General features: G+C 33.1%; 25 protein-coding genes. 13 read left to right on the forward strand and 12 right to left on the reverse strand.

What is annotated here, in order from left to right:
* Positions 1-107: 107 nt before the first annotated feature.
* The 11 genes from ACJDU8_RS17485 to ACJDU8_RS17535 form a co-directional block, all read right to left on the reverse strand.
* Positions 108-575: a helix-turn-helix transcriptional regulator gene (locus ACJDU8_RS17485; RefSeq protein ID WP_406793446.1), complete on the reverse strand. Its 468-nt coding sequence runs from the start codon at positions 573-575 to the stop codon at positions 108-110.
* A complete protein-coding gene (locus ACJDU8_RS17490; protein ID WP_406793515.1) occupies positions 572-847 on the reverse strand; it encodes an FAD-dependent oxidoreductase in 276 nt (91 codons plus the stop codon). Before ACJDU8_RS17490 ends, ACJDU8_RS17485 begins: the two co-directional genes overlap by 4 nt.
* Positions 808-2,352, reverse strand: a complete 1,545-nt coding sequence (locus ACJDU8_RS17495) for a recombinase family protein (protein WP_406793447.1) — start codon at positions 2,350-2,352, stop codon at positions 808-810. Before ACJDU8_RS17495 ends, ACJDU8_RS17490 begins: the two co-directional genes overlap by 40 nt.
* 26 nt (positions 2,353-2,378) lie before the next feature.
* On the reverse strand, positions 2,379-2,612 hold the full coding sequence (locus ACJDU8_RS17500) for a hypothetical protein (RefSeq protein WP_406793448.1): 234 nt from the start codon (positions 2,610-2,612) through the stop codon (positions 2,379-2,381).
* A 53-nt stretch (positions 2,613-2,665) separates the two neighbouring features.
* Positions 2,666-2,968 (reverse strand): hypothetical protein, encoded by a 303-nt coding sequence (locus tag ACJDU8_RS17505; protein ID WP_406793449.1) that lies wholly within the window; start codon positions 2,966-2,968, stop codon positions 2,666-2,668.
* Between the two features lie 69 nt (positions 2,969-3,037).
* On the reverse strand, positions 3,038-3,325 hold the full coding sequence (locus ACJDU8_RS17510) for a hypothetical protein (protein ID WP_406793450.1): 288 nt from the start codon (positions 3,323-3,325) through the stop codon (positions 3,038-3,040).
* A 167-nt stretch (positions 3,326-3,492) separates the two neighbouring features.
* Positions 3,493-3,672 carry a hypothetical protein gene (locus tag ACJDU8_RS17515; protein WP_406793451.1) on the reverse strand — a complete coding sequence of 60 codons (180 nt, stop codon included), beginning with the start codon at positions 3,670-3,672 and terminating at the stop codon, positions 3,493-3,495.
* 239 nt (positions 3,673-3,911) lie between these two features.
* The gene (locus tag ACJDU8_RS17520) at positions 3,912-4,739 is read right to left on the reverse strand and encodes an SHOCT domain-containing protein (RefSeq protein ID WP_406793452.1); all 828 of its coding nucleotides are present in this window, start codon (positions 4,737-4,739) and stop codon (positions 3,912-3,914) included.
* Positions 4,740-4,856: 117 nt separating this feature from the next.
* Positions 4,857-5,036, reverse strand: a complete 180-nt coding sequence (locus ACJDU8_RS17525; protein WP_406793453.1) for an ImmA/IrrE family metallo-endopeptidase — start codon at positions 5,034-5,036, stop codon at positions 4,857-4,859.
* Between the two features lie 38 nt (positions 5,037-5,074).
* Positions 5,075-5,293: an ImmA/IrrE family metallo-endopeptidase gene (locus ACJDU8_RS17530; protein ID WP_406793454.1), complete on the reverse strand. Its 219-nt coding sequence runs from the start codon at positions 5,291-5,293 to the stop codon at positions 5,075-5,077.
* Positions 5,294-5,311: 18 nt separating this feature from the next.
* Positions 5,312-5,746: a helix-turn-helix domain-containing protein gene (locus ACJDU8_RS17535; RefSeq protein WP_406793455.1), complete on the reverse strand. Its 435-nt coding sequence runs from the start codon at positions 5,744-5,746 to the stop codon at positions 5,312-5,314.
* A 210-nt stretch (positions 5,747-5,956) separates the two neighbouring features.
* On the opposite strand from ACJDU8_RS17535, the gene ACJDU8_RS17540 reads away from it, so the two are divergent.
* The 3 genes from ACJDU8_RS17540 to ACJDU8_RS17550 are packed head-to-tail and all read left to right on the forward strand — an operon-like array spanning position 5,957 to position 6,798.
* Positions 5,957-6,172, forward strand: coding sequence for a helix-turn-helix transcriptional regulator (locus tag ACJDU8_RS17540; RefSeq protein WP_406793456.1), 216 nt, complete (start codon positions 5,957-5,959; stop codon positions 6,170-6,172).
* 4 nt (positions 6,173-6,176) lie between these two features.
* Complete coding sequence (locus ACJDU8_RS17545; RefSeq protein ID WP_406793457.1) at positions 6,177-6,302, forward strand: hypothetical protein; 126 nt, start codon at positions 6,177-6,179, stop codon at positions 6,300-6,302.
* Positions 6,303-6,327: 25 nt separating this feature from the next.
* A complete protein-coding gene (locus ACJDU8_RS17550; RefSeq protein WP_406793458.1) occupies positions 6,328-6,798 on the forward strand; it encodes a hypothetical protein in 471 nt (156 codons plus the stop codon).
* Here the strand turns inward: ACJDU8_RS17550 and ACJDU8_RS17555 are convergent.
* Positions 6,772-7,005, reverse strand: coding sequence for a YozE family protein (locus tag ACJDU8_RS17555; protein ID WP_406793459.1), 234 nt, complete (start codon positions 7,003-7,005; stop codon positions 6,772-6,774). The genes ACJDU8_RS17550 and ACJDU8_RS17555 overlap by 27 nt on opposite strands.
* Before the next feature lie 251 nt (positions 7,006-7,256).
* Between ACJDU8_RS17555 and ACJDU8_RS17560 the strand changes: the two genes are divergently transcribed.
* The 10 genes from ACJDU8_RS17560 (at position 7,257) to ACJDU8_RS17605 (ending at position 13,439) form a co-directional block, all read left to right on the forward strand.
* Positions 7,257-7,418: a hypothetical protein gene (locus ACJDU8_RS17560; RefSeq protein ID WP_406793460.1), complete on the forward strand. Its 162-nt coding sequence runs from the start codon at positions 7,257-7,259 to the stop codon at positions 7,416-7,418.
* Between the two features lie 172 nt (positions 7,419-7,590).
* Positions 7,591-7,803, forward strand: a complete 213-nt coding sequence (locus ACJDU8_RS17565; RefSeq protein WP_406793461.1) for a hypothetical protein — start codon at positions 7,591-7,593, stop codon at positions 7,801-7,803.
* 4 nt (positions 7,804-7,807) lie between these two features.
* Positions 7,808-7,969 carry a hypothetical protein gene (locus tag ACJDU8_RS17570; protein ID WP_406793462.1) on the forward strand — a complete coding sequence of 54 codons (162 nt, stop codon included), beginning with the start codon at positions 7,808-7,810 and terminating at the stop codon, positions 7,967-7,969.
* Positions 7,970-7,989: 20 nt separating this feature from the next.
* Complete coding sequence (locus ACJDU8_RS17575) at positions 7,990-8,148, forward strand: hypothetical protein (protein ID WP_406793463.1); 159 nt, start codon at positions 7,990-7,992, stop codon at positions 8,146-8,148.
* A 98-nt stretch (positions 8,149-8,246) separates the two neighbouring features.
* Positions 8,247-8,747, forward strand: coding sequence for a helix-turn-helix domain-containing protein (locus ACJDU8_RS17580; RefSeq protein WP_406793464.1), 501 nt, complete (start codon positions 8,247-8,249; stop codon positions 8,745-8,747).
* Positions 8,748-8,788: 41 nt separating this feature from the next.
* Complete coding sequence (locus ACJDU8_RS17585) at positions 8,789-9,076, forward strand: hypothetical protein (protein ID WP_406793465.1); 288 nt, start codon at positions 8,789-8,791, stop codon at positions 9,074-9,076.
* A 143-nt stretch (positions 9,077-9,219) separates the two neighbouring features.
* Positions 9,220-9,561 (forward strand): hypothetical protein, encoded by a 342-nt coding sequence (locus tag ACJDU8_RS17590; RefSeq protein WP_406793466.1) that lies wholly within the window; start codon positions 9,220-9,222, stop codon positions 9,559-9,561.
* Positions 9,558-10,733, forward strand: a complete 1,176-nt coding sequence (locus tag ACJDU8_RS17595) for a DUF2800 domain-containing protein (protein WP_406793467.1) — start codon at positions 9,558-9,560, stop codon at positions 10,731-10,733. Before ACJDU8_RS17590 ends, ACJDU8_RS17595 begins: the two co-directional genes overlap by 4 nt.
* On the forward strand, positions 10,726-11,469 hold the full coding sequence (locus tag ACJDU8_RS17600) for a DUF2815 family protein (protein WP_406793468.1): 744 nt from the start codon (positions 10,726-10,728) through the stop codon (positions 11,467-11,469). The genes ACJDU8_RS17595 and ACJDU8_RS17600 overlap by 8 nt, the downstream gene beginning before the upstream one ends.
* The gene (locus tag ACJDU8_RS17605; RefSeq protein ID WP_406793469.1) at positions 11,466-13,439 is read left to right on the forward strand and encodes a DNA polymerase; all 1,974 of its coding nucleotides are present in this window, start codon (positions 11,466-11,468) and stop codon (positions 13,437-13,439) included. Before ACJDU8_RS17600 ends, ACJDU8_RS17605 begins: the two co-directional genes overlap by 4 nt.
* Positions 13,440-13,570 lie beyond the last annotated feature (131 nt).

Genomic DNA, 13,570 nt, shown 5'->3' on the forward strand with positions numbered 1-13,570 from the left:
TTTATCTGTTTCATTATAATAAAAATACCCTATCGAGTAGACTTTTTTCAAGTGTCTATCTGATAGGGTACATTTTAATGTGGGTTTAGGCTTTTATTTGTATAGATCTATAGGACACTTATAATTTTATTTTTTATTCTTTTGAAAGTTTTTTCAGAAATGAAACTTTTTTTATTTACACAGTTTAAATATGTGTTTTCAGAGATGCCTAAAATTTTAGAAGCTTCTTTTTTACTTATATTTTTATTAGTTCTCCACAATTCTAATAGTATACTACAATCATAAGCTATAAATTTCATATAGCCATTACATATTATGTTATTGCCAAATAGCTTATATAATTTTATTATAATATTAGGTGATGGATTAACATTAGAATTTTCATATGATATTATTCCGGATGTAGAAATATTTATAATCTTACTTAGTTCACTGGTAGTTAAGTTATTATTTTTTCTTATTTTTCTTAGTCTGGTTCCAAATGTGTCTGATTCTAAGTAAGGGTATACAAGGTTTAAACAGTCATTTAGATTAAATTTAAAGCCCTTGGTTAGTGTCGCAATACTGCAAATCATGCATGAGCATGACCAGGGAAGTTTACATTTTTATGTCTTGTAACACTATCGGTAATATTTATTAAGTCTCCTGCCCCTAGAGCAATAATTTCTTCTGCAGCAGTATATCTGCCATTGTTTCTCATTATTCCGCCCACATTTCCAAGGCCAAGTACCATATCTGTTTTTTCATACATAATTACTTCTGCACCTGCTTTTTTTGCAGTTAGGGCTGCTGCACATCCAGACCAACTTAAATAACCCCTTTTTTGAATATAGTAATATTTAAGGATTTATTATCGTAATCATAGATGATATCTTGTATTATGCTTTTAATATAAAGTCTCCTTAAAGTAGTATCAGACGTATTAAATATATTTTTTATAGTATTATGAATAATATCGATATTGTTTTTGTTTAAAGTGTCTAATAACTTTTCTCTTTGTAACTCCAATAATCTTTCATTCAACATATTATTATTCTGAGTTAAATCTTCAATTCTTCTCATTAATACTTTTGAGGCATCATTTGACATCAAGGCCAATTTATCAACTAGGTTATTGATAGCAACAGTATTTAAATTAATTTTCTTACTTATTGATTTGATTTCATTTTTTATATCTTTTTTATCCTTGTATTCTTCAAGGTAGTCTTTTAAATAATCCTTATCAAGAAAGTCTTTTAAGAAATTCAGAAAATCCTCTTCAGCATAATCGACTCTTAAATGTTTGCTGGGACAGCCCACTTCATTTCCTTTGTTTGAACATACAAAATAATACTTTTGCGGAACTTTTTTTCTAAGTGCTCCTGTCTTTACAATCATATGCCCACCACATTTACATTTTATAAGGCCGCCAGATAAAAAAGAATTATTACTTTCATGGGGATGTGGATCAACTGTTTTTTCTTTTAATTTTTGTTGTACCTTTATCCATAAATTTAAATCTATAATTGGTGTATGCTTAGAGATGCCGACGAATTTATTTTTGTCATTCCAAGATTTTTTACCATTAGTTCGAGGTCTACGATTATATGGTAAAAAGCCGCATCCATTAGGTTCTCCATAAACAGTATATCCTTGACTTTCTAAATATTTAATTGATTGCTTGGTAGCTTCTAAATAGGTAGGATTTCTTAATATATTTAATATGGTTTTATTAGGATAACTGGTCCCTTCATTTTTGAAGTGTTTGCTTATCTGGTACATGGAAAGCCCAGCAGCATAACTTTCAAATATCTTTTGTATATTTTTAGATCCATCATCTATAAGCTCTAAATACGTTATGTCTTTGCCATTTTCTTTGATTCGTTTTGTTTTATATCCTTTAGGTGGAGTTCCACCACTCCAACGGCCCATTTTTGCAAGCTCTTTCATATTGTCTTTTACTCTCTGAGCAATGTTCATTCTCTCCATTTCAGCAAAAGAGGCTAGTAACATCATCATCATTTTACCTGCAGGAGTAGATGGGTCAAAACCTTCTGTAATACTTATCAAGTGAATTCCTAATTTGTCAAGTTCGTCAAATACATTTACAAAATCTACAATATTTCTGGCTATACGGTCTATTTTATATACGGCAATTATATCAAATTGTTTAATTTTAGCTAGTTCCATCATTCTCTGAAATGAGGGTCTGTTTATATTACTACCTGAAAATCCTTCGTCCTGGAATACTTCAAATTTACATTCTTCATTTTCTCTTTTAAAATATTGTTTGCAGATAGCTATTTGATTTTTTATACTTTCTCCGGTATCTGTTTCCACAGATTTACGGCTATATATGGCTATTCTTAGCATTATAATTCAATTCCTCTCTAATATCATCACTGCTTATTGAAATAGCTTTTGACGTGCTGTACAAATTGATAAGCTTCTTCTGACTTCTTAAAAGTATTGTCAGGGTTGATAATAAAATCTTTAATGGATTCTTGATTTTTTTCTAGGGCATCTAGCTTTAACATTACTTCGGTATGGTTATCATTAATTTGTCTCTGAATTTGATTAACAGTGGTTGAAAGTTCTGATAATATATTCAATATTTTTTCTTCGTTATTCATAGTTAATTCCTCCTTTAACACTTATAATAGCCTATCTTTTATTTCTTCTGCTATTAAACTGGTTTACGTCTCAAGGTCCTTATTTCGGCTTCGTGAGATCCATACATCTCTAATAGAGATCTATTAGTTTCTTTTAATTCGGAAAAATTTTCATCCATTTTGCTAGATATATTTTTTACTGTATCTTGCAGCTCTGCAAATTGGTGATTTAATTTATTAATTTCAGCTTTATGCATCTGTGAGTTGTGTTCAAGAGCTTTAAGAATTTGAGTGTTTTCAGATGTTTGGGATTGAAGCCCATTAATTTGAGATTGTATGGATTCAAGAATTTTTAATATTTTTTCTTCATTGTTCATAGGTAATGCCTCCTTTAACATATCATTCCTTATAGAATATAAATATTAGGTTGAAATAAATATGAAATCTTACACTAGTCTTCTTTTCAGTACAGTAATATCCACCTCATGCCTTCCTAAAATTTCTTTTACTGCATTAATATTCTCATCTATGTTTTTTAAATGACCACTAATATGTGCTATGTCGTTATTCAAGTTATCTCTTTCAGCTTTATTTACTTCTGAGCTATGTTCTAATGCTCTTAGGATTTTATGATCCTCGTCTTGTTGAATTCTAATAGACTTCATGTCATTTTTTATGGGTTCTAATTCTGCCTTTAATAGGTCCCTTATAGCGTTCAAATCTTCTTTATTCACCTTATTCACCACCTTAAAGTATTATAGTTTATTTTTATTATCTTAATGGAGGTTATAGCATATTCCATTTGAATTGTGATATAATATATTTAAAAGAAGCCGTTGCGGTTTTTTATAGTAAAATATTGTTAGTTAACTAAGAATGCACTTTGTCGTTGAGGTGCATTTTAGTTTTTTGAGTTTTTATCTTCAGCAGTTATAGATATTTCATTTTCAGTCAATTTCCCAATTGAAGACTTACCTTTGATTATTAATCTATCTTTTAAATATGTTCCTACAATCACCATACCTGTTAAGCCTAATGCTGTAATACATATTGATATTACTATAATCACAGTGTCACTCATATTGCCACCTCCTCTGTTGTCAAATTAACCACAACGACCTCTTTTGTAAGAGATAAAATCCTGGGAGGTGACTAACTAAAAACATTTTTATTCTCTTGATAAAAATTATATCATATTTCATTTATGTTATGCGGCTAGTATTTTACATATGTACTATCTGTTTTAAAGGTAATTAAATCTTAATTTTAATAATTCTATAGGATTCTTCCGGCCTGAGCTATTCGTTGAAATGCAATTGCTTATAATTCTATATTATCTATAATATCTTTCCGTTTACTTTCATATTCTTCATCTGTAAGTATTCCTTGACTCTTTAGCTGTTTAAGTTTGTTGAGTTTTTGAGCAGTTGTGTTATTTGAGGGTGTATTTGGATTGTATAATATTATTTTGCCTGAGAGCATAATAATTCCAAATAATATTGATATTATTATACCTGTAGTTTTGGCATTTTTGGCTACTTCTGACTTGGCAGATGTTTTGTCTGCCTCAATTTGATCGCTATCATAATAATGTGAAGTTTTCTTAGAATCATATGCCTGATTAAGTGCTGATAACCTTGAATTTGTGTTTAAAATTATAGAAGACAATATTATTGCATATAAAATCAAACACACTGCAATGAATTTCTTTTGCTTTCCATTCATCAAATCCCCCTCCCTGAATTTTTCTTTTAGTACAGTTAATATAAGTATAATAGCAAATAAAATTGATACTACTATGACTAAATTCCTGGCAATTTTCAGCACTCTTTGTCTGGCAGCTTCTTTCTCTTTTGCAACTTGGTCGTAATTGTTTGACATTATAGTTTCTTTTTTTGTAAGCTTCCACCCTTCAGGATTGTCTTTTAATTCAGAACTGCGTTCAATTGGTGCCCATCCCGGAAGGTTGCTATTCGAATCATTATTTGTATTTGGATCATAGATATATTTAGTTTCAGGAAATGTCTTTCTTTTGGCATCATAAGTCTTATTAATTATGGATAGTTTTATAGCTGTGCCTATTCCTATAGATGGTATTGTTATTACAAGCAATACAATACATATAATTATAAATTTCTTTCGTTTCAAAATACATGCACCTCATGCACCTCTGGCTATAATTTATATAATAATTCTATATTAAGTTTATTTTTTCCTTTAAATAATTACTTTTGTATATTTTTTAAAAAAATATTTTTCGCTTTTTTAGATATAACCAAATTTTAACTTTAATAATTCGGGTAAAATATTTTCAGAACGAGCTATTTCATCTAAGGAAAAACCTTCATATTCATTTAAAATATCATCTGGTATAAGGTATTCTGCTGCAAATAGGTTAGCTTCTTTTTCTAGCTTGGAAGTAAGAAATAAAGTTTTATTTTTCATAAAGTAACAATTAGTTCTTTTATGTAAAATTGAATGGCCTATCTCTCATGGGCGAGTACAATTATTCGTTCATATTCATTTAGACATGAATTTAGACATATGATTTTGCGGCGTTTTATATAAAGATATGAACCAGCGTATGAGCCTAGTGGAACTATTTGTAAAATAATACCCAGACACCTAGCTAATTCATACACATTATTTGTCTTGTATTTTCTTATGAGGGCTTGGACTATCTTTTTTATTCTAGAGTGCATACACCTCATCCCCTTTTATTATCTTCTATATTTTTTGGGCGTATAAGTTTCTTTGTTCTTTACCTTTATAGTTTTCAAGGCTAATTCAAGAGCACTCCTGAATAATTCCTTATCTTCTTCATTCATTTCTATGTCATTATAATAAGCCGGACCATCTTCCCCTTTATCCAGTTTATCCATAATGGAATTAACATCCTTAGCTATATCTTTCATATCTCTTTTATTTAATTCAGGTTTTGGGTTTTTAGTATCAATACCACCTAACAACTTATCTACACTTGTTCCTAAAGCCTCGGATAATTTTTCAAGAGTATTTCTTGAAGGGTTTAATATTTTATTATTTTCGATTTCACTTATTGTACTTTTATTTATACCTGAAAGATTTGCGAGCTTATTAATACTTAATTTATGGTTCTGTCTTATTTTTCTTAAGTTTTCACTCAAATTAGTCATTGCAACATTTTCCTTTCTGTTCGGTTTATATTACATATTATAATACAAGTGTTTGATAAAGTAAACAGTAATTCTAAGAAAATAGGAGAAAGTGAAAGTATATTAGAGATATCGTTTGAAACATCAAACAATACGATAAATATTACGAATTGGGTGTTTGACGATTCAAACATATAATATAATCATGGTCAAACGAAAGGAGGTAAATAATTGAATAACAACATAAAAGAATTAGTTAAAAGCCTGAAAAGTAAAGGAATAAGTACAAGTGAAATAATCAAGGAGAGTGGTTTGAGTAGAACACAATTCTATGCAATATTAAATGAGGATTGTATCCCAAAACTTGATACGGCTAATAAGATATGTAAGGTTTTGAAAGCTAATATCGAAGATGTGTTTCCTGAATTAAAGAGAAAGAGGAGTTGAAATATTGAGTAGCATTGTACCAAGACCAAACAACCTACCTGATAATATAGGGGATTTAAGCAAATTTGTATTGGTAGGAAGAGAAAAGCTTGTACCTGTGAAAGCAGAAATAAGGGTAATAGACAAATGATTAATCAAAGAAAGGAGATATATATATGAATTTAAGAAAATTATCTATTGACAATTTAAAAAATGCTATCTGGACTTATAACAATGGTATGGTCCCAATCGGAGGACTAGATGTAGAAGAATATCGTAATGAACTTATCCGTAGGGGGGAAGATGGGAAAGGATACCATGAGAGTGAAGAAGATAATCAATGGAGAAGATTTGAGATTATTAATAAAGAAAATGAGAAACAGCTCCTAGAATTATTAGATTCTAAGAGCTTAACTAGAGAAGATTTAATGTTAATCTTGAGCACAATCAAAATTAGGTTAAAAAGCATCCCGACACAAGAATTAGTTAAAGAGTTAGAAAATAGGAAAGAAATAGAGAAAATATCCGTAGGTATGTATGCACCCTACGAATTAAGAAAAAAGTATTTTGAAAGAAAATCTAGAGATAAAACCTGTGATCAGATTGATGCTGATACGGCTTTAGTTATCCCCAGAGTCTTTGAGTGATTTTAAATATGAGTCATACATGCGTTTAAAGGTTGGAAAGGCTTTGCTATTCCCATGGTGCCTAAGCTGAAATTCTACGTAACTTAGGATTTTGTCCTTATCGTTAGTATCTGGGAAGTTCTTATCTCTTAAAATATCCTCAGCAAAGTCTCCTCTTATGCTATCTTTACCTTTATATTTAACAACCCATTCTTTAAAAGTTTGCAATAGAATCACCACCTTTCATGGTGATTAGATTCTACAAAATGTTATAAATGCCTTTAGAAAAATATGTAAAAATCTTAAGGGACGAACGTAAGAGATTAAAAAATTTGGTGAGGATAAAACGCCTGCAAAACTTCCAATCAAGGTAGACTTCAGGTGGCTCCAGCCAAGAGAAATATAAAACAATGAAAAGGCAGAGTAACCATATAAAATCATTTGAATAATATGGTAGTAATATTTCCAGGAGGTATTAAATGAAAAAGGAAAGAGAAAGGTTGAAAATTATAGTTACAAACCCAGAAGAGATTCCAGAAGCTAAAAAAAGATTTACAAAATTATTCTGTGACTTAAACAGAGACAAAATATTAAAAGCTATTGAAGAGTTAAATGACAGTGAACTTAAAGATGCAAAGTGATTAACAGGCTGTAAAGCCTTTTATAAAAAAGTGTGTTACAGAAAAATACAAACACTTTCCCAATATATACTATGAATCATACCTTGAAAATGTGACATTTCAAATACAATTCATTTTAGTAGTGCCGTAACGGCTTATATAAAAGAAAAATATGTAAAGGAAGTGATACAAGGTGATTGAAGTTATATCTAAAGAAAAATCAAGTAAAATAATCGATACTAGAAAACCATATGGCTTATTTTTGATACTAAATAAAGACGGCAGCTTTGCCGGAGTAGACAATACAGCTGGTAAAGCTTTCACGGAAGATTTTAAGGACTTAAAAAATTGTATTGCATATTTGAACGGAGCAGATTTGGAAGATTGTTTGGAATTGGAGTGGTAGTTAGATGAATGATTATTGGTACAACCACCCTGTTAATTCTGAAGAATTTAAAACAGGATTGGAAGAAGCTCTAGAAAGTCAGCTAGTTAAATTGTTAGTTGCATTTACTGTAAGGCAGGGAAGAGGAGAAAAAGGTAACAGCCAAAATCACGGCCATAAGAAATGAGAAGGAAAGGAGGAAGAAAGTTGATAAAAAATGTTGCTGAAAATCTGACACTAGATGAATGTATAAGTTTCAACAGAGAATTTGGGATTACTTTAACTGTAACTGACGGAAAAGATATTCAGGTAGATATTGAACCAGGTATCTATGTAAGTTTCTTGGGAGTTTTGATAGTCGAATAAAAAAGAACCCTTTGCAAGAGGGTCCAAGAGAAATTTATAAACAACAATCCTATTCTACAGTAGGATAGGAAATAAGTCAAATGTGGAGGAAATTTAATATGAAATTTTATGAAGGAAAGACTTTAGAAAAAATAGGATATGATTTTTATTGCGATATTGCAATAAATATTGTTAATAAAAGAAAAGAATTAGAATTAACTCAAGAAGAACTGGCTAAAAAGGCAACAATAAAATTAAGTAGATTGAGTAAAATTGAGAACGTTCAATATCGTATAAGGCTTGGTGAAATTGAATGTTTGGCGAAAGTGCTAGATGTAACTGTTAATAATCTAATTAATTCAAAAATAGATAGTCAAGCTGGTGACTGTTTATATCTTGTGTATATGGAGAATGACGAAAATTTTAAGCTATATGTAAAGGCTAGTAATAAAAGAATGGCTTTTTTAAAGCTTGAGAGAACGCTAAATGACAAAGGACTTACGTGGTTCAGCGCTCCAAGAACTAGAGTTTTTGTTGAATTAGTGGGCGTACCTGTAGTTAAACAAGAATTAGAAGACAAGTTATCTAGGTTTAAAGAAGACCAAGAAATTGAAAAGTAGAAGGTTCAAAGAGTACTTAAAAATCAAATGTGGAGGTAAATATGTTTGTAGCAAAAGTAAAAAGGTTAAAAGAAGAAACAGTTACCTTTATAGAATTGAGAGATTTAGAAGATTTAATTGTCACTACAATGGGTGAAGATGTATGGTTGGCCATACTTGAATTTACCCAGGAAAGAATTGAAGAATTAGAGGAGCAAATAGCAGAATTAGAAGCTGACTCTATACCTTATATTAATTCTAAAATAGCGAATCTAATAGATGTTATAAAAGCATCCAAAAGGTTAAATAGAAAATTCTTAATAGAAGAACTAGAAAAATTAATTAATTGATGAAAGGATTGATATAAATTATGGATATTACATTAACGATTAAAGCTGAGGCGCAATTACTTAAGGTTCTTGAGAGGTTTGCAGGTACAATAGAACTAAAAGAAAATTACATCCCGGCAGCTAATCAAATAGAAACTAAACCTGTGGGGAATGTTAACTCCTCAGCTCAACAACCTGTTACTCCTATACAACAGACACCAGTTACGCCGCCATCTGCACCTATCCAACCGGTACAACCAGTTACGCAACCACAACCAACACAGCAACAGATGCCGCCGGTAGCCAATACCGCAGTACCAACCGCAATACAGACTTATACTATGGATCAACTAGCATTAGCAGCTACGCAACTTATGGACGCAGGAAAACAGGTACAATTACAACAGCTTCTAGCATCATTTGGAGTACAGGCACTTACATTTTTGCCTAAAGAACAATATGGAGCTTTTGCCACACAGCTGAGAGCAATGGGGGCCCAAATATGAGTGTCTCAGAAAAACATGCCATTCTATCTCCAAGTTCATCACATAGATGGCTTAAATGCACACCTTCGGCAAGGTTAGAAGAAACCTTGCCTGAAAAAACAAGTGAGTATGCTGCAGCTGGTACACTAGCGCATAAAATAGCAGAATTGAAACTTAAAAAATACTGTATCGAACCAATGAGTACAAGGACTTTTAATAGTAGGTTAAATAAATTGAAAAAGCAGCCACTATATGAGGATGAAATGATGAAGCGTACCGATACTTATCTGGACTATGTGGCCGGAATATTGCATGGCTTTGATGCCCCGCCTTATGCCGCAGTGGAAAAAAAAATTGACTATAGTACTTATGCTCCAGAAGGCTTTGGCACCTGTGACTGTCTTATTATAGGCGGTAATATCATGCATGTTATAGATTTTAAATATGGCAAAGGGGTACCCGTATCGGCAGAGAAGAATACACAGATGATGTTTTATGCACTAGGAGCTTTTACGGAGTACGCATTTTTATATCCTATAAAATCCATAATAATGACTATTGTACAGCCAAGACAAGGCGGCATATCGGAATATCAAATGCCTTCACAGGAGCTTCTTAATTGGGGGGAAAGTATAAAACCTATAGCTCAAAAAGCATTCAATGGTGAAGGTGAATTTATAGCAGGGGCTCACTGTAGATTTTGCAAAGCAGCAGCTACGTGTAGGACTAATAAAGATACAAACATGGCAGTTGATGTGTTCGGTTATAAGGAGCCACCCCTTATATCTAATGAAGAAGTAGGACAAATACTTGAAAAAGCACAGAACCTTGCTAAATGGGTTAAACGCCTTGAAGAATATGCATTGAGTGAAGTCTTAAAGGGCAATGATATTCCGGGATGGAAAGCAGTTCATGGCAAAAGTGTAAGGCAATTTACTGACCAGGATAAAGCTTTTGAAATTTTAAAGGAAAATGGCATGGATGAAATCATGCTCTATGAAAGAAAACCTATTACCTTAGCTGCTGCTGAAGATTTATTAGGAAAATCAAAATTCAAAGAACTTTTGGATAGTTATGTAAATAAATCATCAGGTAAACCGACTCTTGTACCTTTAAATGATAAAAGGGAACCCATTCAAAAAATAAGTGCTAAAGATGTTTTTAAAAATGAAGGAGGAATTGTAAATGATTAATGATCCGCAAAATGTTGTAACAGGAAAAGTAAGATTGAGCTATGTACACTTATGTACTCCATATGCAAATAGAAATGGGGGAGAGCCAAAATACAGTGCTACACTACTTATACCAAAGTCAGATATTGCTACAAAGCAAAGAATAGATGCTGCTATAAATGCCGCAATACAATATGGTGTAAAAGAAAAATTTAATGGGATTCGCCCTCCAGTGTTATCTACACCAGTTCATGACGGAGACGGGGCTAGGCCAAGTGATGGAATGCCTTTTGGTGAAGAATGCAAGGGGCATTGGGTTCTGACAGCTTCTGATAAAGATAAGCAGGACATTGTAGATATAAACCTTAACCCTATTTTAGATCAAACAGATATATATTCAGGAATGTATGCCCGGGTATCAATAAGGTTTTTCCCTTATACTAACAGCGGTAAAAAAGGTATTGGCTGCGGATTGGGGCCTGTACAAAAGTTAGGAGATGGAGAGCCATTGGGTGGACGTATCTCTGCCGCGGATGCCTTTGGGGATAGTACAGGAGGATATGGTGCTCCGGCGCAGCCTGCACAGGGATACCCCCAAACACCATATACACAGCCTTCATATCCCCAACCACAGTATCAACAGCCACAAGTACAACCAGGATACCAACAACTACCTGTCTACCAACCACCAGTGCAACAGCAGCAATTAGATCCTATAACTGGTATGCCTATTAACGGTGGTGTGATGGGTATATGAGGCATTTATCAATAGATTTAGAAACTTTTTCAAGTGTAAATATCGGGAAAGGTGGGCTGTACAAGTATGTACAGTCTCCTGATTTTGAAATACTATTGTTTGCATATTCTTTTGATAGTGAACCAGTAAAAATTATAGATTTTACCCAAAGAGAAGTTCTGCCGCAGGAAATTATGGCGGCATTGAAAGACCCTTATATATTGAAACATGCCTACAATGCACCTTTTGAATGGTATTGCTTAAATAAATTTTATATCTCACCACTTGAGCAATGGAGATGTACTATGATCCACGGATTATATTGTGGATATACTGCAGGTCTTGCGGCTACTGGAAAGGCTTTAGGACTTCCAGAGGACAAACGCAAAATGGGAATAGGTAAGGCGCTTATAAGAACATTTTGTGTACCATGCAAACCTACAAAATCAAATGGGCACCGCACAAGGACTTTACCACATCATGAACCAGAGAAGTGGAGCCTATTCAAAGAATACTGCATACAGGATGTAGTTACTGAAATGGAAATTGAAAGACGACTGCAGGCATTTCCAGTGCCAGAACAAGAACAGGAGTTATGGGAACTTGACCAAAGAATGAATGCCTATGGCGCTAGAGTTGACCAGGACTTAATTGATGGAGCGTTATACTGCAGCAAAGTTGTAAGTGAAAAACTGATGGATGAAGCAGTGAATTTATCAGGTCTTGATAATCCTAATAGTGTTCAGCAGTTATCCGGGTGGCTGGAAAAAGAAACAGGAGAAGAAACTGTAGATTTAACTAAAGATACAGTTAAGAAACTCATAAAGGCCACGGACAATGATGTTGTGAAAAGACTACTTCGGATAAGGCAGGAGCTATCAAAAACTAGTGTTAAAAAATATATAGCTATGAAAGAAGCTGTATGTAGCGATGGCAGAATTAGAGGATTGCTACAATTTTATAAAGCCAATAGAACCGGTAGATGGGCAGGAAGAATCGTGCAGCCGCAAAATTTACCTAGAACAAATATTGAAACACTGGAACTTGCTAGGGATTGTGTTAAATACAAAAAGATAGATGCATTGAAACTAATATACGGCAGTGTACCGGATACCCTTTCACAGCTTATTAGGACTGCTTTTATACCAAGCCAAGGAAATATACTTGTTGACGCTGACTTTTCAGCTATAGAGGCTAGGGTAATCGCATGGATGGCGGGGGAGCAGTGGAGGCTTGATGTATTCAATTCACACGGAAAAATATATGAAGCTTCTGCATCCCAGATGTTTGGTGTACCTATAGAAAAAATTAAAAAAGGAAATCCGGAATATGAGTTAAGACAAAAAGGAAAAGTTGCAGAACTTGCACTTGGATACCAGGGAGCTTCAGGAGCGCTTATAAGTATGGGAGCTTTAAATATGGGCCTTGAAGAGAATGAACTTCCTGAAATTGTACACAGGTGGAGAGCTACAAACAGGCGCATAGTAGACCTTTGGTATTCTGTTGAAAATGCAGCTCTTTCTGTTATGAGAACAGGGCAGCCAGTAGGAATAAAAAATCTTATTATAGCCCATGAAGGTGACTATAATACACAGCAGGATTTTCTCACTATAACCCTTCCAAGTGGTAGAAAGTTATTTTATACTAGGCCTTTCATAGCTCAAAACGATCGGGGAAGAGAAGCAATATTTTACCATGGTATGAACCAGAAAACAAGAAAATGGCAGCTTGTATCCACTTATGGCGGAAAATTAGTGGAAAATATAACCCAGGCTATCGCAAGGGACTGTCTGGCAGAAAGTATTAAAAAGCTCAGCAAAATAGGGTATAAGGTAATATTTCATGTTCATGATGAAGTGGTTATTGACTGTCTGGAAGAATATGCGGACCTTGGCCAGGTATGTAATATAATGAGTCAGCCAATAGCATGGGCACCTGGGCTTCCACTTAATGCTGATGGATTTGTAGCAAAATTTTATAAGAAGGAATAGTACGGAAAGTGAAAAAACTGCGACGTAACTATTAAAGGTAAAAATAAGAACAATATTTTATGGTAACTGAATAATACGGGATTAGATAGCAAAAACAATCTCTAAGTTATCATAAAAATTATGATAATTTA

This window comes from Candidatus Clostridium eludens (genome assembly GCF_045310515.1).
Classification (GTDB): domain Bacteria; phylum Bacillota; class Clostridia; order Clostridiales; family Clostridiaceae; genus Clostridium_B; species Clostridium_B eludens.

Bases quoted from the DNA above. Each gene is read 5' to 3' on its own strand.
- ACJDU8_RS17485 (WP_406793446.1), bottom strand. From the start codon at position 575: ATGATTTGCAGTATTGCGACACTAACCAAGGGCTTTAAATTTAATCTA.
- ACJDU8_RS17495 (WP_406793447.1), bottom strand. From the start codon at position 2,352: ATGCTAAGAATAGCCATATATAGCCGTAAATCTGTGGAAACAGATACC.
- ACJDU8_RS17500 (WP_406793448.1), bottom strand. From the start codon at position 2,612: ATGAATAACGAAGAAAAAATATTGAATATATTATCAGAACTTTCAACC.
- ACJDU8_RS17505 (WP_406793449.1), bottom strand. From the start codon at position 2,968: ATGAACAATGAAGAAAAAATATTAAAAATTCTTGAATCCATACAATCT.
- ACJDU8_RS17515 (WP_406793451.1), bottom strand. From the start codon at position 3,672: ATGAGTGACACTGTGATTATAGTAATATCAATATGTATTACAGCATTA.
- ACJDU8_RS17525 (WP_406793453.1), bottom strand. From the start codon at position 5,036: ATGAAAAATAAAACTTTATTTCTTACTTCCAAGCTAGAAAAAGAAGCT.
- ACJDU8_RS17530 (WP_406793454.1), bottom strand. From the start codon at position 5,293: ATGCACTCTAGAATAAAAAAGATAGTCCAAGCCCTCATAAGAAAATAC.
- ACJDU8_RS17535 (WP_406793455.1), bottom strand. From the start codon at position 5,746: ATGACTAATTTGAGTGAAAACTTAAGAAAAATAAGACAGAACCATAAA.
- ACJDU8_RS17550 (WP_406793458.1), top strand. From the start codon at position 6,328: ATGAATTTAAGAAAATTATCTATTGACAATTTAAAAAATGCTATCTGG.
- ACJDU8_RS17560 (WP_406793460.1), top strand. From the start codon at position 7,257: ATGAAAAAGGAAAGAGAAAGGTTGAAAATTATAGTTACAAACCCAGAA.
- ACJDU8_RS17570 (WP_406793462.1), top strand. From the start codon at position 7,808: ATGAATGATTATTGGTACAACCACCCTGTTAATTCTGAAGAATTTAAA.
- ACJDU8_RS17580 (WP_406793464.1), top strand. From the start codon at position 8,247: ATGAAATTTTATGAAGGAAAGACTTTAGAAAAAATAGGATATGATTTT.
- ACJDU8_RS17585 (WP_406793465.1), top strand. From the start codon at position 8,789: ATGTTTGTAGCAAAAGTAAAAAGGTTAAAAGAAGAAACAGTTACCTTT.
- ACJDU8_RS17595 (WP_406793467.1), top strand. From the start codon at position 9,558: ATGAGTGTCTCAGAAAAACATGCCATTCTATCTCCAAGTTCATCACAT.
- ACJDU8_RS17600 (WP_406793468.1), top strand. From the start codon at position 10,726: ATGATTAATGATCCGCAAAATGTTGTAACAGGAAAAGTAAGATTGAGC.
- ACJDU8_RS17605 (WP_406793469.1), top strand. From the start codon at position 11,466: ATGAGGCATTTATCAATAGATTTAGAAACTTTTTCAAGTGTAAATATC.